Annotated in this window: 20 protein-coding genes and 1 tRNA gene; 8 read left to right on the top strand and 13 right to left on the bottom strand. The window is 46.3% G+C overall.

Translation table 11 applies throughout. The annotated features are described in order from the left end of the window. Position 1: 1 nt before the first annotated feature. Together K9W43_00165 and mvk are read right to left on the bottom strand one after the other, a co-directional pair. On the bottom strand, positions 2–1,309 hold the full coding sequence (locus K9W43_00165; protein ID MCF2135638.1) for a UbiD family decarboxylase: 1,308 nt from the start codon (positions 1,307–1,309) through the stop codon (positions 2–4). 19 nt (positions 1,310–1,328) lie between these two features. Then, positions 1,329–2,270 carry a mevalonate kinase gene (gene mvk / locus K9W43_00170; GenBank protein MCF2135639.1) on the bottom strand — a complete coding sequence of 314 codons (942 nt, stop codon included), beginning with the start codon at positions 2,268–2,270 and terminating at the stop codon, positions 1,329–1,331. 146 nt (positions 2,271–2,416) lie between these two features. Between mvk and K9W43_00175 the strand changes: the two genes are divergently transcribed. Both K9W43_00175 and K9W43_00180 read left to right on the top strand, forming a co-directional pair. Next, a complete protein-coding gene (locus K9W43_00175) occupies positions 2,417–3,382 on the top strand; it encodes a DNA cytosine methyltransferase (protein ID MCF2135640.1) in 966 nt (321 codons plus the stop codon). Then, on the top strand, positions 3,375–3,842 hold the full coding sequence (locus K9W43_00180; GenBank protein MCF2135641.1) for a RecB-family nuclease: 468 nt from the start codon (positions 3,375–3,377) through the stop codon (positions 3,840–3,842). Before K9W43_00175 ends, K9W43_00180 begins: the two co-directional genes overlap by 8 nt. A 41-nt stretch (positions 3,843–3,883) precedes the next feature. On the opposite strand, the gene K9W43_00185 is transcribed toward K9W43_00180, so the two are convergent. Both K9W43_00185 and K9W43_00190 read right to left on the bottom strand, forming a co-directional pair. Continuing rightward, a tRNA-Pro gene (locus K9W43_00185) sits at positions 3,884–3,960 on the bottom strand. A gap of 33 nt (positions 3,961–3,993) precedes the next feature. Then, complete coding sequence (locus K9W43_00190) at positions 3,994–4,809, bottom strand: metallophosphoesterase (GenBank protein MCF2135642.1); 816 nt, start codon at positions 4,807–4,809, stop codon at positions 3,994–3,996. Positions 4,810–4,871: 62 nt separating this feature from the next. Here K9W43_00190 and K9W43_00195 point away from each other — a divergent pair, with 62 nt between their 5' ends. Together K9W43_00195 and K9W43_00200 are read left to right on the top strand one after the other, a co-directional pair. Continuing rightward, the gene (locus tag K9W43_00195) at positions 4,872–5,258 is read left to right on the top strand and encodes a hypothetical protein (GenBank protein ID MCF2135643.1); all 387 of its coding nucleotides are present in this window, start codon (positions 4,872–4,874) and stop codon (positions 5,256–5,258) included. 105 nt (positions 5,259–5,363) lie between these two features. After that, complete coding sequence (locus K9W43_00200; GenBank protein MCF2135644.1) at positions 5,364–6,461, top strand: hypothetical protein; 1,098 nt, start codon at positions 5,364–5,366, stop codon at positions 6,459–6,461. Positions 6,462–6,474: 13 nt separating this feature from the next. Here K9W43_00200 and engB read toward each other — a convergent pair whose 3' ends face one another. The 4 genes from engB to K9W43_00220 form a co-directional block, all read right to left on the bottom strand. Further along, positions 6,475–7,101 carry a GTP-binding protein EngB gene (engB, locus tag K9W43_00205; GenBank protein MCF2135645.1) on the bottom strand — a complete coding sequence of 209 codons (627 nt, stop codon included), beginning with the start codon at positions 7,099–7,101 and terminating at the stop codon, positions 6,475–6,477. Next, positions 7,073–9,916, bottom strand: a complete 2,844-nt coding sequence (locus K9W43_00210) for a DEAD/DEAH box helicase (GenBank protein ID MCF2135646.1) — start codon at positions 9,914–9,916, stop codon at positions 7,073–7,075. Before K9W43_00210 ends, engB begins: the two co-directional genes overlap by 29 nt. Further along, positions 9,916–10,155, bottom strand: a complete 240-nt coding sequence (locus tag K9W43_00215) for a hypothetical protein (GenBank protein ID MCF2135647.1) — start codon at positions 10,153–10,155, stop codon at positions 9,916–9,918. Before K9W43_00215 ends, K9W43_00210 begins: the two co-directional genes overlap by 1 nt. Before the next feature lie 200 nt (positions 10,156–10,355). Then, on the bottom strand, positions 10,356–10,607 hold the full coding sequence (locus tag K9W43_00220) for a transcription elongation factor (protein ID MCF2135648.1): 252 nt from the start codon (positions 10,605–10,607) through the stop codon (positions 10,356–10,358). Between the two features lie 170 nt (positions 10,608–10,777). On the opposite strand from K9W43_00220, the gene K9W43_00225 reads away from it, so the two are divergent. Together K9W43_00225 and K9W43_00230 are read left to right on the top strand one after the other, a co-directional pair. After that, on the top strand, positions 10,778–11,011 hold the full coding sequence (locus K9W43_00225) for a hypothetical protein (GenBank protein MCF2135649.1): 234 nt from the start codon (positions 10,778–10,780) through the stop codon (positions 11,009–11,011). Positions 11,012–11,015: 4 nt separating this feature from the next. Next, on the top strand, positions 11,016–12,257 hold the full coding sequence (locus K9W43_00230; protein ID MCF2135650.1) for an aminotransferase class V-fold PLP-dependent enzyme: 1,242 nt from the start codon (positions 11,016–11,018) through the stop codon (positions 12,255–12,257). A 48-nt stretch (positions 12,258–12,305) separates the two neighbouring features. Here the strand turns inward: K9W43_00230 and K9W43_00235 are convergent, their stop codons facing one another. Further along, positions 12,306–14,072 carry a hypothetical protein gene (locus K9W43_00235; GenBank protein MCF2135651.1) on the bottom strand — a complete coding sequence of 589 codons (1,767 nt, stop codon included), beginning with the start codon at positions 14,070–14,072 and terminating at the stop codon, positions 12,306–12,308. 166 nt (positions 14,073–14,238) lie between these two features. Between K9W43_00235 and K9W43_00240 the strand changes: the two genes are divergently transcribed. Further along, the gene (locus K9W43_00240) at positions 14,239–17,784 is read left to right on the top strand and encodes a DNA polymerase II large subunit (protein MCF2135652.1); all 3,546 of its coding nucleotides are present in this window, start codon (positions 14,239–14,241) and stop codon (positions 17,782–17,784) included. 30 nt (positions 17,785–17,814) lie between these two features. Here the strand turns inward: K9W43_00240 and K9W43_00245 are convergent, their stop codons facing one another. From K9W43_00245 to K9W43_00255, 3 genes are all read right to left on the bottom strand, one after another. Continuing rightward, on the bottom strand, positions 17,815–18,663 hold the full coding sequence (locus tag K9W43_00245) for a CBS domain-containing protein (protein ID MCF2135653.1): 849 nt from the start codon (positions 18,661–18,663) through the stop codon (positions 17,815–17,817). Positions 18,664–18,799: 136 nt separating this feature from the next. Continuing rightward, positions 18,800–19,360, bottom strand: coding sequence for a CDP-2,3-bis-(O-geranylgeranyl)-sn-glycerol synthase (locus tag K9W43_00250; protein MCF2135654.1), 561 nt, complete (start codon positions 19,358–19,360; stop codon positions 18,800–18,802). A gap of 34 nt (positions 19,361–19,394) precedes the next feature. Continuing rightward, complete coding sequence (locus K9W43_00255) at positions 19,395–20,087, bottom strand: AAA family ATPase (protein ID MCF2135655.1); 693 nt, start codon at positions 20,085–20,087, stop codon at positions 19,395–19,397. A 66-nt stretch (positions 20,088–20,153) separates the two neighbouring features. Here K9W43_00255 and K9W43_00260 point away from each other — a divergent pair, with 66 nt between their 5' ends. Beyond that, entirely contained in the window at positions 20,154–20,930 is a 777-nt protein-coding gene (locus K9W43_00260) for a hypothetical protein (protein ID MCF2135656.1), read from the top strand. On the opposite strand, the gene K9W43_00265 is transcribed toward K9W43_00260, so the two are convergent. Then, positions 20,909–22,837 (bottom strand): DNA repair helicase, encoded by a 1,929-nt coding sequence (locus tag K9W43_00265; GenBank protein ID MCF2135657.1) that lies wholly within the window; start codon positions 22,835–22,837, stop codon positions 20,909–20,911. The two genes, K9W43_00260 and K9W43_00265, sit on opposite strands and share 22 nt — an antisense overlap. Between the last annotated feature and the right edge of the window lie 106 nt (positions 22,838–22,943).

Below are 22,943 nucleotides of genomic sequence, written 5' to 3' on the forward strand. Positions count from 1 at the left end.
CTCACTCACCTACAAACTGTTTCAAGTCCACAGTTGGGAATTTTGCCTTGTCAAAGCTCTTCCCCTTTGTCACCATCGGTTTGGTGCAATCAAACCCGACTTTCGTAGTCATCTTGGTCCCAGGTTCGGCGCTTGGATCAAGCGAGCTTCCCGGCTCCTTATCCTTGATGAGCAAGTCCACATCTGCTTGGAATCTTGTCGCCATTGCCCATTCGCGTTCTTGTTCGTTGTATATATCAATATCATCATCGTAGACCCATACATGTTTCGCACTATGGTGCCCTGCAAACGCGGCCTCTACGGCGCGAAGCCCATCATCCTCATTCTGTTTGCGTATCTTGACTGCAATGTGTAACCAGCTCGCTCCTCCAGGTGTAATGTATACGTCCTGTACATCAACGCCTCTCTCCTTCACTTTCCTGAAGACAGTTGGCTCACGTGGCATTCCCATTAACAGTTTGTGCTCAAGTTTTCCTGGGAGCAGTGCTTGCCAAATGGCGCTCTTACGATGGGTTATCTTTCGGACCTCAAAGATTGGTTCTTCTCTTACTACATCTACTGTTTCTGTGAGATCGATAAATGGCCCCTCTGCATGTTTTTCCTCTAGAAACACACGGCCCTCAAATACAAATTCTGTGTCTGCTGGAATTAGGAGGTCTGAGGTCTTTGCTTTAACAACTTGAATCGGTCTGAGCGCATTGGCTATCTCTAACTCGTTGATCCCTGTTTCAACGGATGTGGCCGCTGCAATCAAGACCTCTGGAGTATTCCCGATACAGAAGGCCACATCGAGTTCGCCGTTACGTGAAAGAAACTTGTGGAAGTCGCGGCCACGTACAACACGGATGACCATGTGGTTCTTGTCTATCTGCATTGCTCGATGGAAATCGAGGTTTTGACCGTATTCGGAATCACCGGCGACCATCACGCCCGAAGAGACATATGGGCCTCCATCCACTTTATTGTGGATGAGAATTGGTATCTTGTTCAAGTCAACATTATCTTGGATCACTTCTTGAGAGGGGGCGTTTGTGACAACCTCTGGTGGGCTTCTATTCTCAATAGCCTCAGTAAGTGTTGGGATGATTTGTTCAACTCCAATTCCAAAATAGTCCGCAATTTGCGACTTTGTACAGAACAGATTTCCCACCGCCCGAAATTCGCTCTCTTTTACATTCTCAAAGAGTATTGGTGTGGGTTCCATCGAATTGAGTACTGCTGCAATCTCAAGCTCTCGTGAGATTGGTGTAGTGACTACTCTCAATGACCCCTTTTCTCGGAGTTCCTCAATGTATCTCTCAAGTATCATGAGTTCCACCACATATTGGTTACAGTCCAAATGATGTTATCCATACTGCGGCAGCCCCATTTTTCTTTAAGGCATCCGCAATCTTAGTGACAGACGCGCTGTCCGAAGCCAACGCAATCATATTTCCACCCCTTCCCGTACCAGTCATCTTGGCGCCAAGAGCCCCATTCTCTCTTGCAACTGTGACAAGGGCATCCAGTTCCTTACATGATACGGTCAGATCCTGTAATAACTCATGGTTCCTGTTCATGAGTTCTCCTACCCTCTTAAGATCCACATCAAGAAGTGCCTTACGTGCATCTTGTACTAGTCTGTCGTATTCGGAGGCAACTCCCTTAAACCACTCCGGGTCCGTCTCTTTCTTCTCACGTACATCTCCCACAACCTCTGTTGTGCTGGCGGTCAACCCGGTAGCCGCGATTACAAGATCTACCGCCTTGGGCAGTTTGATCTTTTCAAAAAGTGGGGGCCCTCCACTTAAATCTCGTACATACCAGACGAGTCCGCCAAATGTTGAGGCTGTATTGTCAATGCCTGATGGAGTCCCATGGTACCCTTTTTCTCCTTCATATGCAGCCTCATTGATCCTCTCATCATCAAATCCAAGATCGAATTCATCATTAAGAGCTCTTGCTATTGCTACACAGCTTGCAGCGCTTGCGCCAATCCCCGAGGCACAGACTAACTCGCCTCCAAGCTCGATATGAATCCCCTGTTCCGAGAGATCAATACCGCAAAAGCCAATCACATTTTCAATGGAGACCTTTTGTTCGTCCAGTTTCTTTTCTTTATAGCCTGGCATTTCTGGCCGCCTGTCATCAATGCTCCATCCCGGTGTGCTCTTTCTAGTCACCTTTGCAATGGTCTCATCTGCTATCCCGGCAGCTATCGCGGGATATCCATACACAACAAAGTGTTCTCCAAAGAGTATAGTCTTACCCTTGCCAGTACCGGTACCCATACATTCACGCTCAACAGAATTGTGATGCGCACTCGTATTTAATCATTACATTTGAATACTCTGACAATCTTCCACATCGTACTATATGTGGCAGTTCATAAGGCTCACGTTACTTGTTCCCCTACAATACTCGGGAGGATTCCCTCATGCGCTTGCGGATATTGGATCTATTCTGTGGGGCTGGCGGTTTCTCATTAGGATTCCAGCCCCCCATCTCAACACACTTGGCAATCGATATAGATCCTTATCCGCTTGCCACGCTTGCCATTAATCAGCCATCGGTAACAACATTACAGGCTGACATTCGTGTGCTGCACTCTCAGCAAATTGAACAGTTTCTCGGGGGACGCCCAGATATCATTATTGCCTCCCCACCATGTGAGGAGTATAGCCTTGCAAATCCTACAAGCGAGCAACCTGCTGTAGACCGTGTATATGGTACGGGGACTGCGCGTCTGCTTCTTGATGCGATTCGAATAATCGGAGATCTTGAACCGACAGTATTTGTCATTGAGAATGTGGCCGCCATCCTTCGGGCCGGCGGTCGTGAGATAATACGTCACGAGCTGGAGCGTGTGGGAATTGATGATGTGTTTTTCAATCTGATACGTGCCGAACGCCATGGCCTACCATCAAAGCGTTTGCGTGTTTTTATCAGTAATATCCCGTTACGATTGCCTCAGCAAAGATCTCCGACCGTTATGGGGGCCATTGGTGACCTTCCATCCTTAGGTGTTGATGCTCTCTTTGAGATGCCTAAGGACATTCCTAATCATACCTTACGTATTCTGCCAGACAGCAAACAAAAATTGGTCCGTAAGGCAAAGAGAGGTCGAGGCGCTCAACACTTTAAATCGAGAGGGCGTACAATCCCCAACTGGGTGCGGCTATTCCCTAATCAGGTGGCTACCTCGATAAATGGACTCTCACGTTACATTCATCCCTATGAAGATCGCCTTCTGACAGTGAGGGAACATGCAAGGCTCATGAGTTATCCTGATGAGTACATTTTTTCCGGTCCTGTGGACAGCCAGTACAATCAAGTAGGAGAGAGTGTTCCACCACTCATCTCGCACCTTATATCAAAGGAGGTTCAAATGCATATTGACTGAATTCAAAAACGTCTTTGTAGTACTTCACAATGTACATGCAGTAAGCAAGGTAATCGACACGGCTCAGGTCGTGTATGGTCTGGGCTTCTCTCATTTTATCGTATCAAAATCTGAGGGGACTGCTGCGCAGACTGGAGTCCCTGATGCGAACAAGCTTGCCTTCAAGCTAAAAGGAAACTTCATGGTGTTTCCTGACCTTCCAGATGTGATCGATCTCTTAGAGATTACCCGCCCCTTGCTCTTGGTCTCCCCCAAGTTGACCAAGTCTCGTATCCAGCTAGACGAACTCAGTAAGCGGGTCTCCTCTGGTGAGCCAGTCATGATCGTTCTGTCTGGGAGTCCAAGTTCCTTTTCAAGAAAAGAGATGGATCTTGGGGAATGTGTCTCTCTTGACTCACGCATTGATATTGGTCCAGCAGCCACTGCGTCAATTATACTCCACTCTCTGAAACGCTCATGATTTCCATGGTTATTCAAATCTTGGCTAAAACAAAGAGGAGATGGTGGGCCGGGTGCGATTCGAACGCACGATCCCTTGGTCCCGAACCAAGAATCATACCAAGCTAGACCACCGACCCTGTGAAAGTGGCAACTACTTGAGAGTCATTTAATCATTTCGTTGACTCGACTAACGACTCGATAGTGCCAAGGTATACATTATCTATACTATAGACTTCTGCTGTGTGGGTCTCAGCGCAGCCTCTCTCAAAGAGTGGTCCCTGTAAAGTCATATCCGGCCGATTAATTCTATTTCCTGAAGCGAGCGTATTGAAACTGGGAAGGACGATTAGCGTTCCAACTGGGTCATCCTGAATCTTATCCGCACCAATATGCTGTCTGACACAGTTTTTCTCAAGACGTGTCTTAATGATGGCTGGTAGTGATCCTGCACTTCTCCTAATAGGCACCTGTGAATGTGTTCTTGCTACTCGCGTAATTCCAATACTGGGATGGTTGTGACCTATGACAAGAATATTTGCAGCCAATGCCTGTTCTGACGGCCACGCATGACCATGGAGCGCAGCAATATATGGTGGTTCCTCTGTTACCATTATTCCGTGTATGTCCGCAATAGATGTCTGGCGCGGAAGCAATGCATAGAGATCTCCATCATGATTTCCAGGGATTATTACAAGATCCGATGATCGCTGGAGCCTCTTGATGAACTCTGGAATGGCCTCCCAATTATACGACTCATCAGCGCCTATACTATGCTTGAGGTCTCCTAAGATATAGGTGGTCTGGACATTGTATTTGTCGATCAATCTTCTAATGCGTTCAAGTATCTCCTGATGCTGTGGTGGGAAGACTGCTCCTATTCGGTGTTCCATCTCAATATGATATCCTAAATGGATGTCCGCGATCAATAGTACCGTCTTTGCCGTGCCTGAGATGAGCATAGCACGGTCCTCGAATATGATCTTCATCGTATTATTGGTCTCAACTGCAACATTTTAACGCAATTATTGGTCCATTACATCTGATGCCGATGGTGCTTAGCGCGAAAGAGACCCAGATGCTTGTCGGGGGCAGTCCAAGTCAAGAGGCAGTACTATATTTCCGTAACAAGTATGGGGACCGTTTTGTGCGTGCATTGAGAGCAGTCGAAGAGGGGCGGGTCACAAAATATGTATTCCATCCAAGTAATACGAGTACATGGATTGTCAAAGGTCGCCGTCGTGACTACATGGTCATTCCTGATGTCTACTGCAGCTGCAGAAGTTTCTATCAGGATGTTGTAATTGCACATAGTATGGATTTTTGCTACCATCTTCTTGCGCAAGAAATTGCCCAACTATGGGGCCACTACAAAATAATTGATCAAAGTGACAGAGAACGAAGAACACTCTATATTCAATGGCGCCGGACTGATTGACCAAACTTATTGCTGTGGCCTAGTACATTTTGTAATTGAGGAATATGTTTAAAACCGCTATCAAACTGGAGATTGCAGTCTGAGCAGGAAGGTCGGAAAACGCAAATGTCAAGGCTCAGGAATTCAACCCGGTTCTTTGCAGTAATCATTTCACTTCTCGTCATTGCATCGTCGATGCCTGTCAAGGTACAGGCCCAAGCGTCATTGGACACAGTGGTAGTATTGTATGATGCAAGTCATGCTCCACAATTTCCACCTGATGATGCAGAAAAAGGTCTAAAATTGATGCTTGATATGGTGAATGCCACAACACGATATATTGTTCGAGTTCATTCAAATGGTCCGATCAACGAATCGGTTCTAAATGGGGTTGACATTCTGATCGAGGCTTCCCCTGATACCACGTATCCCTTTGATTCAGACGAGATAACAGCAATCTCTCGAATGCTTGATAATGGAAGTTCGCTCTTAGTCATGGGCGATCCCGCAATTGCACAGAACTCTACTTACTGGGATGAACTAGAATTCAGAGATCTTGGCGATAATGTTGCAGTCAACCGGTTTCTGGATCAGCTCAATATCACCGCGGTCAGATTCAGTGTCAACTCAACTGAGACCGGGCATTGGTCTGATTCTATGTTTGATTATAATCACACCCTCAATATCACAAATCCGCAGCTTATCCAGTTCGATAGCAGTACTTGGGACGCAGACCATCCAATCTTCCATGACATTAACGAACTTGTTCTCATGACCTCTACGTTGAAGCCAATCGATGCCTCTTGTGCCATTGCGCATGGATATGACACATCTTTCGCGCAGTACAGAAAGGGTCCCTTTACTTTTGCGAACATCTCATTCCCAAATACAACCGAGTACGAGTCACATCCTCTCTCGTATTCAGCAGTAAATGGTACTTTTCCACCCTGGCTTGCTGCGTTTGAGTTCAATGGAAGCCGTGTCATTGTTTCTGGGTCAACAATAATGTTCTCAGGTCGTCCTATTGACTTGCCCGAATCGGACTCGCGTTCCGAGACTCAATGGTTCTACATGGCCGATAATTCTAGGCTATTCATGAACATGCTCAACTGGCTTTCAGCAGATTTTGTTGAGCCTCCAAGTGCAATCTTCCCCATGCTGGTCTTGTCATCAGCCATCCTTCTTGTGGGAATTGCTTATTATGCGTTTAAAAAGATACGATAAGTTTCACGGGGAACTACCATGGTAGTTTCCCAATGCCCTTTCTTTTTAGTGCCTCTTCAACTCTGTACTTCAAGTCTGATATGCCCTCTCTCTTTGTAGCAGATGTGATCACAAGATTAAGTGGCCTATCAGGGACTTCCTCTCCTAATCGTTGAGTCACATACTCGATTGTTCTCTGTTGTTCTCGTTTCTTTACCTTGTCTATCTTATTTCCTACAACTATGACCTGTGGCGATATCTCGCTGAGAAATGTGTAGAATTCAATATCGATTGGAATCTCCCCTCTGCTCTCCCAGCGTTCGGCAATCTCCCGAAACAGGGACACATCTAAAATGAGTACAGCGAGTACTAACCGATCGCTCCATGATTCAAGTTTTTTTACAATAGTTGTCTTCATCTCCTCGATTTCTGATTTACTGCGTTTGGCCATGAAGCCAAAACCTGGGATGTCAATGAATACGACTGGCCCCATATCGATTGGGATCTCCCATGTAGTGCTTCCCGGTTTCTTGCCTACTCGCACTTTTTTCCCCGTGAGCAACCGGATAAGACTACTTTTACCCACATTGCTTCTACCAGCGAACACCACAAGTGGCTTCTCTTCTTCTTCTTCAATCCCAGAACTGTCTTGTCTGTGCATATGTCTTCTCCGCCTTTGCTATGGCTCTCAACAATTGCAGTCGGTCCTTGGCGCTACTAGGTGTCAAAATCCTTGAGGCTGTAGTTGGGCCAATACCCCTTCCGGCCATTGTCAGTAATGCAAGTTTTCCGTATGTGGATACCATTGTTGCTGAGAGCATTGCGCCTCTAAATTTTTTCTCCTCCTCTTTTGATAGAGGTTTTCCCCCTTTTCTCTTTCGGATAATGGTCCTTAATGCTGTGTCACTGGTCGATGTTACTGCAACCATCTTGGAACCACACAACGGGCATGTGATTGGATCGTCAAGAGTCGATATGGTACGGACCGAGTCCCAGTCCCCCGACAAGCATACCAACCTGAGTCGACTTGACCGTAGTCTTGTTTCAAGCAATCTGAGGATCTCGTCTTCCTCGGTGAGTTCCCCCATTACCTCAAATCTGGATTGCCTCTCCAAAATCAATTTTGCCAGAGGTGAGGGTTCTTCTGTTCGAACAATCACTAACTTGCGTTTTCCTGCTGCTATGTCCTCAAAGATGTCCCCCATTCGGTTCTCGTCCATCTTTTCGCGTAAGACCTCTTGCATAGCCTCATCAAAGACTGGGGTCTCGCCATAGGCATTCATGAGATACTTGACTGGAATGTCTTTGATGCGTGCATCTTTCTTTATGATTCGCATCCGACGAGCAACATGAATGAAACGGGATGCAAAGGTCTGTGTCTTACGCAATGCCAGCCTCAGAATGAATGAGACCTGTTCTCTATTATATCCGCCAAGGATGCTCTTTACATCTTCAGCATGAAGCAGCTCCGAAGCAGTGAGAAGAATCCTATAGGGATCGCGTTCCACTGCAACATCGATTCCTGTCTGTGTTGTGAGGAGCGATGCGATCACAATTCCTAATGCCTCATTAGTCATCGTTCCAAAGGGGGCATGGATCACTATTGTCTCTCCAAAACTCTCGATCACAAGTCTGTTCTTATCCGGGAGGACGCCTAATACGGACATGGACTTAGAAATCATCTCATACAGGTGACTTGAAGCATCTGCTGAGAGGCCATATCGTGTAGTAAGTTCGGCTAATGATTTCTCTCTATTCTCTGTGGCAATCTTGTTCCATACATCGGCAACCTCACTGGCGACCTCGTAGGGGACCGGGATCATCTCGCCAACCCATCGTGGGGCTTCTGATCCCTTTTCACTGATAGGTGCACATAGTACTTCATTCTCCTCGATTGTGACCACTTGATATGGTCTGCCCCGTATAATGAATACCGAACCTGTTTCGACATTATCTGCGACATAATCCTCATCAAGAACTCCAATACTCTTTCGGGTGACACTATCAACTGCTGTAATTTGTCTAATGTCTGGAATCATGCTTAGGTTCTCGTAGTAATATTGCCGTGTTCTATATCCCATCTTGACCGAGTCGCTCTCGCGTCGTGCTAGTTTCTGTTGGATCATGAATGATAGGATGGTTTCAAGTTGCTCTTCATCGACTGAATGGAATGGATATGCGGATTGCACTATCTCTAAGAGGCCACTCACATCAATCTCCCCCATGTCAAGAAGAATTCCTGCGATTTGATGGCAGAGCACATCCCATGCATTAGTCGGGATGTCCGCAGGTTCTACTTTATTGGATCGCGCGCGTCGCAAGATGACTCCTGACTCTGTTATATCATCAATATTGACAGTTGAGATAAATATGCCCTCTGAGATTTTTCCAATCGCATGCCCCGCTCGGCCTGTACGTTGGAGCGCGCGTGAGACCTCTCGTGGACTACTATATTGGATGACCAGATCGGCGTATCCAATGTCTATTCCCAGCTCAAGACTCGAAGTGGCAATAATTGCTCGCGATTGTCCTGTTTTTAGTCGGTCTTCTGCTGCATGGCGAATTGACTTGGATAATGATCCGTGATGCACATCGAATTCGAAATCGGGATCTAAGAGGTGCATCTTTGCCCCAAGGATCTCTGCAAAAGACCTTGTATTTGTAAAAATGATTGTTGACCGGTGTGCGTTAATATGCTCCACAATTCGACGCAGACGTGCTGTAGAATGTGCTGGATAGACTATTTTTTTACTTAATTCATAGTCCGTCTTGGTCGGAGTGGGCATCTCTACTTGAAGTTTGAACTCTCTGTTTCTGTATCCTGCCCAGATGGTTTTGGTATGATGTCGCATTCCTCCCAGAAGAAGGGCGACCTCCCTTGGATTGCCCACCGTTGCCGAGAGACCAATTCTACGAATGGGTTTCCCAACTAGTCTTTCTAGACGCTCTAATGCAAGACTAAGTTGAACTCCCCTTTTACTATCTGCCAGTTCATGGACCTCATCCACAACCACCGTAAAGACGGTCTTGAGATTATATCGTAATCTCTTCCCCGGTAGGATTGCCTGTAGTGACTCGGGAGTTGTGATTAGCAGGCTGGGTGGATTAAGTGACTGCTTTCTACGGAAGTACTGACTTGTGTCACCATGGCGTACAGATACAGTAAGGCCAATGTGGTGACATAATCCCTCAATGCGTTTAAACACATCCCGATTAAGAGCACGTAATGGTGTCACATATAGGATATAGAATCCGTAGAGACCTCCCTGTTTTTCCTTTATCGTCAATAATTGATGAAGTAACGGTAATAATGCAGCCTCTGTTTTACCAGTGCCAGTTGGGGCCAAAAGCAAAAGATTCTCGTCTGTGTCCAAAATGGATGGAATTGCTTTCTGTTGAATATCTGTGGGACTAGTTATTCCTTGATGGCTCAAAAATTGACTTATCCGCGAATCAAGACTTGCAAACACATCCATTAGCGTTGCTTCCTCTTTCGGAGGTCATGTTCTATTTCATTGATCAAGATTCGAATATCGGTCTGTAACGTAATTCTAGATGTCTGTGACCTCTCTTGTAGCATCTTAATTAGTTCTTTAATACTCTGAGCCTGTAAAATCGTCTGCTTGGTAATTTGTTCCATTTCGCCAATATTTGAAAAGTGGGCTGCGGCTCTCTCGAACGAGGCCCAGATAGACTCAGTATCTTGGCCGTCCAAAAAAACACCCCTCTTGGGGGAATTATTCCTCGCCTGTGTCTTCACCGTATACTGTATATCCAAGAATCAAGAGCAGGGCAACAATACCTAATATTTCCAGTATAATCGTGACAATCTGAGTGGTCGTTTCTGCCTGCATGTCAATCACGCACTTCCAAAATTAGCTCTCTTATAATGATTACTGACAACTAACTGTTGTACTATGCTGTGACTTTTCGCTCCTCATAGAATCTATCGATGAAGCTCCCATACACATCAACTGCTTCTGTGAGAGAGTTGACCTCATCAATGACCATCTCAAGTCCACATGATCCGCATTTGACCACGGCCATGCCATTGTCACGGTAGAGTTCGATCTTAATTGCAGTGTTACCGCATTCAGGACATGGATAGACATCGGGGATTCTCTTCTGTGGTCTTCGGATCACTTTTTGTCTGCGTCGTCTTCCCAATTTATACACCTTACCTATTTTTCACAGTCCAACTAGCTCTGTGAAAAGGAGCAATTTCAACCACTTGAAGAGTTCATTTAAGCATTGTGTTAAGTATACTTCTGTTTGATTTACGCATAGTTGTCTAAACAGAAGATTTCTTATTGTTGATATATCCCGCTCACTTGACTATGTCCGACCTCTCAAAAAACGCTCAATGTGTCTTACGCATCCTCCAAACTGCTGAGTCTTTGACGACATCAGAGATTTTGGAGATTGCCAGAAAAGAAGATTTCTCAGATCTCTGTAACGATTGCGCTGGTGGCGATTCTTTCGTTGCAGCAGCAAATGAGCTTGTCACACAGGGTCTGATAACTAAAAAATTCGGGAAGGGCGGCTATCGCTGGTCATTAGTGAGGGAATAATATCTTGACTGACTGGGACAAGATTAGAGATGACTTTCCCGTATTAAAGAGAGTCATCAATGGAAAGCCAATCGTATACTTGGACAGCGCGTGTATGTCGTTAAAGCCACGCCAAGTCGTCTCTGCAATGAACGAATATTATGAGAAGTTTCCTGCTTGTGGTGGTCGAAGCATTCATACTCTTGGGAAAGAGGTTTCTGAGGCCTACACGCTGGCTCGTGAAAAGATGGCGCGATTTATCAATGCACCACAAGAAGAAGAATGCATATGGACCCGAAATGCCTCCGAGGCCATTAACATTGTTGCCCGGTGCCTCCGGTTTTCGGATCGGACCAAGATTGTTACTACCTCCCTTGAGCATCACAGTGGATCTCTTCCGTTTATAGAACGTGCAAAACGGGACGGTCTCAAAGTGGATATTGTCAAAGCACAAAATGATGGGAGTTTTGATATCGAAGACTGGAAAGAAGCAATTGATAGTAATACGCGCTTGGTCTCAGTCGTTCACTCTTCCAACGTTACAGGCACAGTCGCGCCTCTACGCGAGATTGTTGAGATTGCCCATGATCATGGTGCCCTTGTACTGTCCGATGATGCGCAGTATGCACCTCATCATCCCATGGATGTTCAGGCGTTCGATGTTGATTTCTCGGTCCTTTCGATTCATAAGATGTGCGGGCCCTCAGGAATGGGGCTCCTGTATGGGAAACTAGACCTGCTCAAAGATATGGATATGTTTCTCACTGGTGGTGATACTGTTGCGGATGTCCGTTATGAAAATGGAGAGATCATCCCCGAGTATTTGCCTCCTCCTGAGAAATTTGAAGCGGGTCTCCAAAATTATGCCGGAGCGATTGGTTCTGGTGCCGCTGCTGACTATCTCTCGGCAATTGGAATGGATGAGGTAGAAAAGCACGAACGTAAACTGTTAGCCGCTGCAATCTCCGGTCTTAAAGAATTGGATCATGTGCACATCTTAGGTACTGATGATGTATCCAAAAAGACTGGACTTGTCACCTTTACAGTCGATACTGTTAGTTCAGCTCATGATGTTGCAACATTTCTCAATGATGAGTATGCTGTAATGGTCCGAAGCGGAGCGCATTGTGTTCATCCTTTCCATTATCAACAAGGTATTCTCCCCAGTGTTGGAACTGCCCGGGCGAGTTTCTATCTCTATAACAATGAACACGATGTGGAGGTATTCCTTGAAGGAATGCGCCGCTTGATTGAGATGAGCTCCTAACATATTCACCTTTTGCTCTATATGGTGTCTGAGGCCTTAATGGTTCATTTATTCCATTAATGCCTCTACTCTTTTTGATTCTTTATCTATCTCTGCTGCCAGATCTGGGAATAATAGTGCTGAAACCGCAATCTCTGTTGAGTCTCTGAAACGGGTCACTCTCCCCTTTACAACTACTCTGGCTCCAAGTATTCGATGAGCGTTCTTGTCAAAAGGCTCTGTAGGATTTCCCGTCTTTGAGATTAGATCTTGAGCCTCAGCAGCGTTCATCCCAAGTAATTGTTCTCCCGCCTCGCCAAAGAGTGTGATAGGGATCGAGCCTGAGCCATCATCAAGAGTCACCTTGTATAGCATCCTATACTCTGGTGCTGCAACATCTCCACAGGCGGGACACTTGAACTGGCCCCCTTCTTCTTCGAGCTTCTTCTTGCAATTAGGACACGCTGGATATACTGGACTTCTCTGGGAGATCGCCATGATAATTCCGCTCACCTCGACGTTTTTGCCCTCACTGTTCTCATCTAGGGACTCGATGAGTACTCTACCCGTCTTTGGCATAGGTGTGGACGTAATTGTTATCCGTGATACATCCAAGTCTTTGAGGCCGGATCCTTCAGGATTGATCTCGATCTCCGCTTTGCGTCCGACATGAAACTCGACCCCGCCCCGAAATCCATCCTTGACGTATCCGTGTTTTATTCTGACAACATCTCCTTCTTCAAGCGCCTTGATTGAAGTCACGTCATCATTCCAGAATGTAACACGCACCGTTGCAGTACCATCAGTGACTAAGATATTCTGAACTTGGCCCTCCTTGCCGCCTCGTTCAAAGGTTGAAACAGGAAATATCTTGACGACCTTCCCCTCGATATCTACATCTCTCATCTCAGTAGAAAGTTCGGAAATGGGCTGCATCCCCACTTCCTCAAATGTTGGAGTGGTTGGCGCCACTGCATCAATGGACTCCTTAAGATTACGTTCAATCGTGGATGTTCTGCCCGCATGAACCTCAACATCTCCATAACGCCCTTTGCGTGTATATGCTCCAGAGAGTCTGATGACCTCGCCTTCCTGTGCTTCTTGCATCTGTTCAGCAAATGCATCCCAGAACACAACTCGTGTAGTACCTGTTTCATCCGCTCCAATAACACTGAGTACCTTTCCCTCCCCTCCGTCCTTGCGAGTAAATGTCGATAATCCGAAGACTCGTTGAACACTGAATAAGATTGTAATGTCGTACATGCCCTCTTGAAGGTCCTTTATCTTGGTGGACTCGCCAGCTTTCACATCTATATCGATCTCTTTAGCCTCATACTCGTCAAGTACTTTGAAGCCACCCATGCGCCCGAGATTGAGCTCTAATGTATCTCTCAGGCCTCGCTTGACATAGGCATTACGAATCTGAATCCAATCGCCTATGTTTACTACTCCATCAGACACTACTTTTGTCATCTCATCCCAGAGAACGACTCGGATCTTTCCTGTATCATCTGCAATCGTGATACTTGTGACCTTACCTGTGCCTCCACCAGAACGGGAGAACTCACGGACTGTATTAATCCCAACGACCTTTGCGGTCAACGTGACACTTCGAGTGCCCTCGGTGATCTCTTCAATCTTCATTCTTGGACGGGGTGATAGTTGTTGGAGATCGATTCCCAGATCCCGCGCTACGATCATGGCGGCGGACTCTTCATTTACAAGATCGGGACCCATCTGTTCCCGTTTTTCTTGGATCATCTCCATGACCGCCTTGCGATCTAACTCGGAGCGATGCTTCAAAATCAGTTCGATTGTCTGTTCAAGTGTTAGCACGGGTCGTTCATCCTCTCATGTGTCTCGTACAAGAATTATTGTTGTCCATTGCTTTAAAGCCTCACTGCTCGGTCACAGCGAGTTCGATGTTCCCATTTATTATCGTTGGCTATTTCACCAGTCCAAAAGCTCAAATGGCGATACCTAACATACACCCTGACCGATTGTGACTGATGAAGAACTAAGCCTACCCACTCATAGCCCCCATTACGGCGTATACTTCAACTCTCTCAACGAGGAGATAAAAAAGATCTATACGATTGCTGAGGCCGCCCGCTCAATGGGTTTTGATCCTCAGACCAAGGTGGAAATCCCTCCAGCCCACGATGTTGCAGCGAGGGTTGAGGCGACCCTTGAAGGCCCAGTTGGGGTTGCAAGACGGATACGCGAATTACAGGAAGACAGTTCCCGAGAAGAGGTGGCTTTTCAAGTCGCAAAAGAGATTGCTCTTGGTGACCTTGGGGGGATTGAGGACCGCGAGAAGGCTGCAGATAAGGCAGTACGAGTCGCATTGGCAATTCTCACAGAGAGTATTACGGCAGCTCCCCTTGAGGGGATCGCAAAAGTTCGCATTCGTGGTTCCGGGGATGAGCGATATTTGGCGCTCTATTTGGCTGGGCCGATACGTGCCGCTGGTGGTACTGAGGCGGCCGTCACAGTACTTGTTGCTGACTATGTTCGTCAAGTCTTGGAGCTTCCTCCATTGACCTCTACTCCTGAAGAGGTCGATCGTGCTTTTGAAGAGGTGGAACTCTATTCTCGCGCTGTTCATCTACAATATCCTATTCACGAAGACCTGATTCGATACGCAGCTGAACACTTGCCGATTATGTTGACAGGCGAGCCTACAGAAGAGTTTGAGGTATCTGGCACCCGTGATCTTCCCAGAATCGAGACGAACCGGGTCCGCGGAGGCGCTGTTCTGGTCCTTAACGACGGAGTTGTGGGGCGTGCAGCCAAACTTGCACGTATCGTGGATCGTGTCAAGATTCCTGGTTGGGAATGGCTCAATGAGATTGCACTTCGTCTCTCTAAGACAAAAAAGGCCGAGAAGTCTGATGACGAGTCGAAAGAAAAGGGAATTGCCCCCAAACCGGATTATCTGGCCGATGTGATTGGTGGGCGGCCTGTCTTTACACACCCCATGCGTCCTGGTGGATTCAGGTTACGATACGGCCGGTCTCGTAATACGGGACTTGCCGGGGTTGGCATTCATCCTGCAACTATGCATATTGTTGATGACTTCCTTGCCACAGGGACTCACATACGTACCGAACGACCCGGGAAAGGGTCTATTGTTGCTCCGGTCGATACAATCGAAGGCCCCATAGTCCTTCTTGATGATGGAACTGTGCTTCAAGTAAATACTGTCACCGATGCAATGCGTCTACGAGATCGCGTACGAAAAATCCTCTTTCTGGGTGACATTCTAATTGCTCTTGGAGAGTTCCTTGAAAATAATCATCCTCTAGTTCCATCAGGGTATTGTGAAGAATGGTGGTCTCATGATTTAGAGCGTGTGCTGGCTGATATATCCCCCTCATCCCTTCAAAGGCGCCTCAAGAAGTGTAAGATCTCAACAGAAGAACTCTCCACATGGATCCACGAGCCCCTCAAACACCATCCTACTGCCGAACAGGCCGTTTCCCTATCTACTACATTCGGCGTTCCCTTGCACCCACGATACCTCTATCGTTGGGCGATTCTCTCTCCCGATGAGCTGGTGAGATTGAGGGATTGGATACTAGATTCGATGACAATAGACTCCACCTCAAATGGGTCTCAAATTTTGTTGCCCTCGTCTGATGAGTTTAAGGCGTTATTAGAAAAACTAGGGGTTCCACATGCATATGATTCCGACCGAACCCATATCATTCTTTCAGATCCCTCCGTTTCAATACTTGCTCAATTGGGTGATGCGGATGCTTCAATGACCGGTGAATCATCTCTTGCGATGATCTCCTCTGTGGCTCATGTACCACTCCGTGATCGACTCGGTGTTGCAATTGGGGCTCGTATGGGTCGCCCCGAAAAAGCCGAAGAGCGTCGTATGCGCCCTCCCGTGCAGACGCTGTTTCCCGTAGGTAGAGATCTGGGAAGCGAACGTAATCTTGAGCGGGTTGCAAAAGAGATTGATCATCAGTATGCGTTGTCCAGTGATGGGGCCTCTGTTGATCTCTCATCTAAAGGCCGTTCAGGTGTTTCAGTTGAGATGGTCACACGTATATGCCCGAGTTGTGGCAATGAGACCTTCGAATCGCGATGCCCTACCTGTGGAGTACACACAAACATTCTCCGTTATTGCTCCCAGGAAGGTTGTGGTCTGCCAATTGATGAGAGCACTGGAATGTGCCCACGAAGCCATGATATCAATCTGATTCGTGCCACAAAAAAATACGCTCTTGATTTTCAGAGTGTCTTGCAACGAGTGAAAGAAGAGATCGGGGAGCCCCAGACCTATGGAGTTCGGGGGGTTCTAGGTCTGACCAATAGCCTAAAGATTCCCGAGTATCTTGGAAAAGGAATACTACGTGCCAAGCACTCGGTCTATTGCTATCGGGATGGCACTGCACGATTTGATGCAACCGATGCGCCGCTCACTCATTTCATTCCCCGAGAGATTGGTGTTTCTATCGAGAAATTACACAGCTTGGGATACCATACTGATTACATGGGCAACCCTCTAGAATCCGATGAGCAAGTGGTCGAACTAAAAGTACAGGATATTATTGTCCCCGAAAATTGTGCTGATTATCTTCTACGTGTGGGCAAGTTCGTGGATGATAGTCTTGAAAAAATCTACGGCCTCAAGCGCTATTACAAATTTAAGGCGTTCAATGATATCATAGGCCAACTTGTCATTGGTCTGGCCCCACATACTTCTGCTGGGATTATCGGACGTATTATTGGGTTTACAAATGCAAGCGTCTGTTATGCCCATCCATATTGGCATGCCGCAAAGCGCAGAAATTGTGATGGGGACGAGGATGCTGTTATTCTCGTTCTCGATGCACTACTCAACTTCTCAAAGTCTTTTCTTCCTGCTGGCCGTGGTGGCTTCATGGATGCGCCACTTGTTCTCTCAGTGATTCTTAATCCGGAAGAGGTCGATGATGAGAGTCATAATATGGAAATCTGTGATCGATACCCCGCCGAGTTTTATGACAAGGTGGCTGAGGGGAAGCATCCCAAAGAAGTAGAAGGTCTTGTGGATATAATTGCTCGGCGACTTGATACAGAGGCTCAATATGAGGGATTTGCATTTACTCATGGGACTTCATCATTTGATGCTGGTCCTCGGAATACACGCTATAAGACACTTGGTAGTATGGTCGAGAAACTCGATGCGCAACTCAAGTTGGCTCGATTGATCAGTGCTGTAGATGCTCAAGATGTGGCTGAGCGTGTTCTAGCACACCATTTTATTCGTGATATCCGTGGGAATTTACGGGCCTATTCAACTCAAAAAATACAATGCCTGAAATGTCATCGTGTATATCGTCGTATACCTCTCTCTGGAACTTGTGTATGTGGTGCACCGCTCTCTCTTACTGTACGCCAGAAGAATATCTCGAAGTATATGGGTGTGGCTAAGAAGATGATTGAGGAATACAATTTGAGCGCTTATCTCAAAGAGCGGATTCGACTTATTGAAGTGTCTCTTAGTACCCTTTTCTATTCCGAACAGACTTCGCTTACAGATTATTTCTGACAGCGTATTTTGTTCAGGTCACTTGAAGTTTCACAGTCCTATGGCAAGTTTTAGCAGGTTTCTATCCTCAATCATCCCAATCAGATTACCTGCCGCTGAGAGCACAGGTGCCTGATCTATGTCGTATTTGCGTAGTATCTTTACACACTCTGAAACCGATGTCACTTCGGTCACATTAATGATTTTTTTAGTCGTCACTTGGCCGACCTCGACTGCTGGGAGTTTCAATAGCTTTCTAGTGACAACAAGAAATTCTTTTGAAGTCCATCCCCAATCTACTGCATTCTCTGTTCCACTGAATGTTGTGGAAATATTATCTTCGATTGTTTCTTCCGAGAGCCGTATGAAATCGCTGGCAGTGATCATTCCTGTTACGCCCCCTGCGTCATCAAGTACAACAAGCGCATTTTGCCCTGCCATGTCCAAGATCATGTATGCTAAAGGTAGCGGCGTTCTATCCCATACAGAAACAATCTGACGCTTGATATAATCTCTGATTTGCATCTGATTAAACTTTTCAGAGTCTTCAAGAAGTACTCCAAGGATATCTGGTACAGATACAAGCCCTACTAATTCATTTTTATCGACTACTGGGAGTCTTCGATAACTGTTTTCAAACATAATTTTGGCTGCTGTAATGATGTCCGTGTCAGGCGTGACAGTTGTGGGATCTCGTACCATAAGCATGGCAATCTGATCCTCGTCTGCTTTCCTGAGCAGATCCGTCCTTGTCACTATACCCACAAGGTGTTTTGTGCCTTTCTTGACAACTGGTAGGCCATTAATCTGTTTTTCAGCCATTATCCGCAGAACATCTTCCCTTGTGCCTGGCACAGAGATGTGTACTACGTCTGATTGCATACAATCGACTACCTTCATAATGCTGCGACTCCGGTATCGAGAAGATTGCCAGCGCCCATTGAGAGGGAATATCCACTGGACGCTTTTGTTCCATTCTCATACCACTCCTTTTTAATATATCTTTCAACAATATGTCTAGTAAAATGGTCGTAGTTTACCATGGATGTTTCTTAAATCCCAAGAGATATCCCATCACGTTACTAATATAATGAATTAACAATGTAAAACCAATGAGTATCATCACAAAGATGTGATTGGGTCTGATAAAAGGGGCGGCAATAAGCAATCCGAGAATGATAAATCCCAATTGATCCAATACTGGTGCTGGCCCCCCACTTTGGAGGTTAATTCTCCGTTTTATGAATGAGCCTACCATGTCTCCAAGAAGGGCCCCAATTGACATTGCGAAGGCAGCTTGGACATTTATGAAAAGTACTGTCTCCATCTCAGTTGTGATTGTGACATATTGACTTAGTACTGGTACGATATATGGCACGGCAGCAGCTTGAAGTGTCCCCGTAATTGTGCCAAAAACGACGCCGACTATGAATCCTCTCACAGTCTTCCCATCGCCAAGAAGTCTTCTCCCGTCTCGAAATAGATGCCCCCCATCTATGGGCCTGCCACCGCCAAAGATGACTGGGGTTGCATTTGCGATCCATGCAGGAAGACCTAACCAAATCGCAAGTTCAATTAATGCCAGTTCCTTGTACATCACTTTCTCTTGTCTGGTATTTCTTCAGGCCATATCATTGTTTCTTATACTGCAGGCCTTCGGCGAAACCGTTCATAGTGAGAATCAGATGGCAAGATGATGGACTGTACCCATCAGCTATCAGTTCGATGGTGCGTTCTCCACTCTTCTGGCCTATTGATACCTTGAGCGTGGTATCAGCCCAATACTCCATTATGTTTCTTGCAACAGGTTCAAACTCGTTATATTGCCCTCCCATATGTGCCCGGACCTGATTCAGGACTAATACAATGGCATCATGATGTCTTGCTAAACCCTTCAGTATTCCCGCCTGTCTATTTAATTCTCTATGTGCTTCATAGTTACGTTTTTTCCCCTCGAGACTGGCCCTATATAACCGAGTAAGAGTGTCTACAATTATTAATCGCGTATTCTCTCGCATGAAAATCTCTGCATCCTCTAGAAGAATTCCTTGTTCCTCGAAGGTTTTCGGTGTGAGTACATGAATGGTATCACTAAGGTGGGAAAAGGATGTCTCTGCAATCTGTTCTAACCGTTCAATTGGTGATCCCGCTTCCGCATTGATGAAGAGCACATTAAGCCCCTCTTTATGTGCGGCACTTGCAGCTATGAGTGCCAGAGTCGTCTTGCCTGCTGCGGCCTCTCCATAGATCTGAGTGAACCTTCCTGTTTCAAGTCCACCCCCAAGGAGACCGTCAACGCAGGGTACACCAAGAGGAAGCTTCATAGTATCCTTCGCCAAACACTGAATTAATACGATTATCTGATAAGCGTAGCTACTTGAGGAACAAACATGTCATGGCCGAGGCTTGTTGTGGCTGTTGAGAATCCCACGATTCGCTTTCTATTATTAGATCGCCTGAATCAGCTCGGCATTCAATTCTTGATGTGTGATCTTGATGATGCAATTTGTGAGGTTGCATCTGTAGTACTGAGCGACCACATTGAACGGGATGTTTCCTCCAAGCGTTTTGTTCTTATTCGTGATAGTGATGATATTGAGAGTGCTCTGATTGCTACATTGATTCGTCTTCATGGAATACACACTCCTCTATTTGCGGTAATCGGAATCGATCCTGGTCTTCGTTTTGGTATTGCATTAGTCGTTGACGGGATTCTGATTCATTCTCTTCCGGCTTCTACACCTAGCGCCGCCGCTTCGGTGACAACGCGGTGGGCCTCCATTTTGCGCCATCGTTTTGCCGCATGTGAACTGGTCATTCGTGTTGGTCGTGGCTCGCCCCTTTTTGCAACCTTATTCCTTCGCACATTGAATTGGCGGTCTAAGCGGTTTGTTGTAGAACTTGTTGACGAACATCATACAACACTTACCAGTGGTTCCCATAATGATCAGTCCTCAGCTGCGCTAATTGCCCAGCGCCCCGGAAGCTCGGCCGAAACGATGTCATTAGAATTAGAGCATAAGGAGGGCTATATCCGCTTGTTGAAGCGTCTTTTTCAGCGTCTGACTGGTGGTGCCATGTTGTCTACAGAGATTGCTGACAGAATTCTATCAGGAACAATGTCTCTTGATGAGGCTGTTGCGAATTATTCTTCAAAAAAGGAATGAACATGTTCGGCCACTATTGATGGATCATTTGGGAGGACTTCGGTCACTTCTGAGAGCCATCTTGGAAGAAATCTCTTGAGATAGGGGGTTGCAAATCGCTGATCAAGCAATACTATAGCTCCCTTATCATCAAGTCTTCTCACCGGTCGTCCAGCAGCCTGTATTGCTCTTGTCATTGCGGGGAGGACATATGCGTAATCACGACCTTTGCCCCTGAATCGATCATCAAAATACTTGATGAGTGCCTCTATCCGTGGAGTGGGTCGCGCATAGGGAACACCTACTACTATTACACTATTCATAGTATAGCCTGGGAAGTCGCCCCCTTCAGAATTTCGTCCTCCCTGTACACCAAGAAGCACTGCTCCAGGCCCATCTCCCTGTTCTTTGAATTTCTCGATCAGATCGTCATTCTCTGTATTTTTCATTCCCTGTTGCTCTATGAATATCTTCTTTTTCAGCCTCTTTCCAAGACCTGCTTTAATCAGTGCTTTTGCAATCGCATAGCTTGTGGCAAAGATTCCGGTGTTTCCAGGGGTTGCATGGGCAACAGCCACGCAATGATCAACCATCATTTTGTATGTTTCTTGCGATCTTCCGGCATATGATGTGTCAAGTCCTTCAACAACGATTCCAAGTCTGTTGCGTCTGGCGAATGGGCTCTGGAATGCACGAATCTTGGCCGATGATCCTAACCCAAGCATCTCCGCATATGCTCTCAGTGGTGAAATCGTCCCCGATACTGCCACTGCGCAGTGTACTCGACTGAGGATTGGACTTGTCACTGAAGTTGGATCCAGCGCGACTAATTCCAAGGCCACACGTTTGTTCCCCCTCATCGAAGTATTGGACGATAGAATAAATGCAAAGTCATCACGTTCGGAGTAGTCCAGCCATCTGAGGAGGAACTCTGCCACTCGATGAATGGCCGATATCGGGAATTTGCCCACTCGAACTAGGCCTTTCTTTATTTTCAATCCCAGGTCCCTCATATATGGGAGTGGTCTTCCAGTCCCCTCAAGTTTTGCGTATTTGATCGCCGTTGTATATACACTAACTGGATCAACTAACATTTCACTGTTATCAGACATATTCTCTGAGGTCTCTAATATCGTCTTGGTCAGGCCGCGTCCGAACTTTTTGGAAATTGTGTCATTGTATGTATTTGCCTCAGTCATTGATTGTCGAATTGTTCTCAGTGTCAGTGCATCACTGGCTGAATCTAATGCTGTTGTGGGGACATTGTGTGCTTCATCTTCAATGAGTACAGTCTTTGCAAGAGGGACCTCTAGTTCGGGGATGAAAGTCTCAAGAATGAATGGATCAAAGACGTAAAGATACGACAATGCAATGACATCGACGGCCTTTGCTAACTTCTTTGCCAGCTCATACGGGCAGATCTCATGTTTCTTGGCATATTTGACGATGTCGGGAGCTGTCAGGACACGCTTTGGCATATCTAATAACAAATCCTCGGCCGATCCCATATTTCGTAGTTTCTCGTAGAAGGGGCATTTTCCTGCTGATTTGAGATGGCCGCAGACTTCACTGACAGGGGCGATCGAACCTGCGTTCTCGATGACAAATTCATTGATGCACATATGGCGCCTTCCACGAAATGAAATTCCTGAAACATCTTCTCTATCTTGTATTACCGAGAGCTCTTCTACCACTCGATCCAACTGCCTGTGTGTGCGTGCGCAGTACAAGATCTTCCCATCATTTTCTTTAATCCATGGTAATACACCTGAGAGAGTGACACACGTCTTTCCAAATCCGTTTGGTGCCTCTATGCATATGTGATTGCCTTGACGAACTGCCTCCTCAATTGTTCGCATCATCTCTTCTTGTCCCGGTCTCAATGACTTGTACGGAAAGTAGTTTGAATAGGCAGTTCTTTTCGACATGGTCCTCATCCAATTCAGCAGATGATATATTGATAAGGTTGACCTCTTTGTAAGACTGTGATACTATGGCACAATTGCCATTTGCAGACAATGTTGATGGTGTTTA

Source organism: Candidatus Thorarchaeota archaeon (assembly GCA_021498125.1).
Taxonomy (GTDB): domain Archaea; phylum Asgardarchaeota; class Thorarchaeia; order Thorarchaeales; family Thorarchaeaceae; genus B65-G9.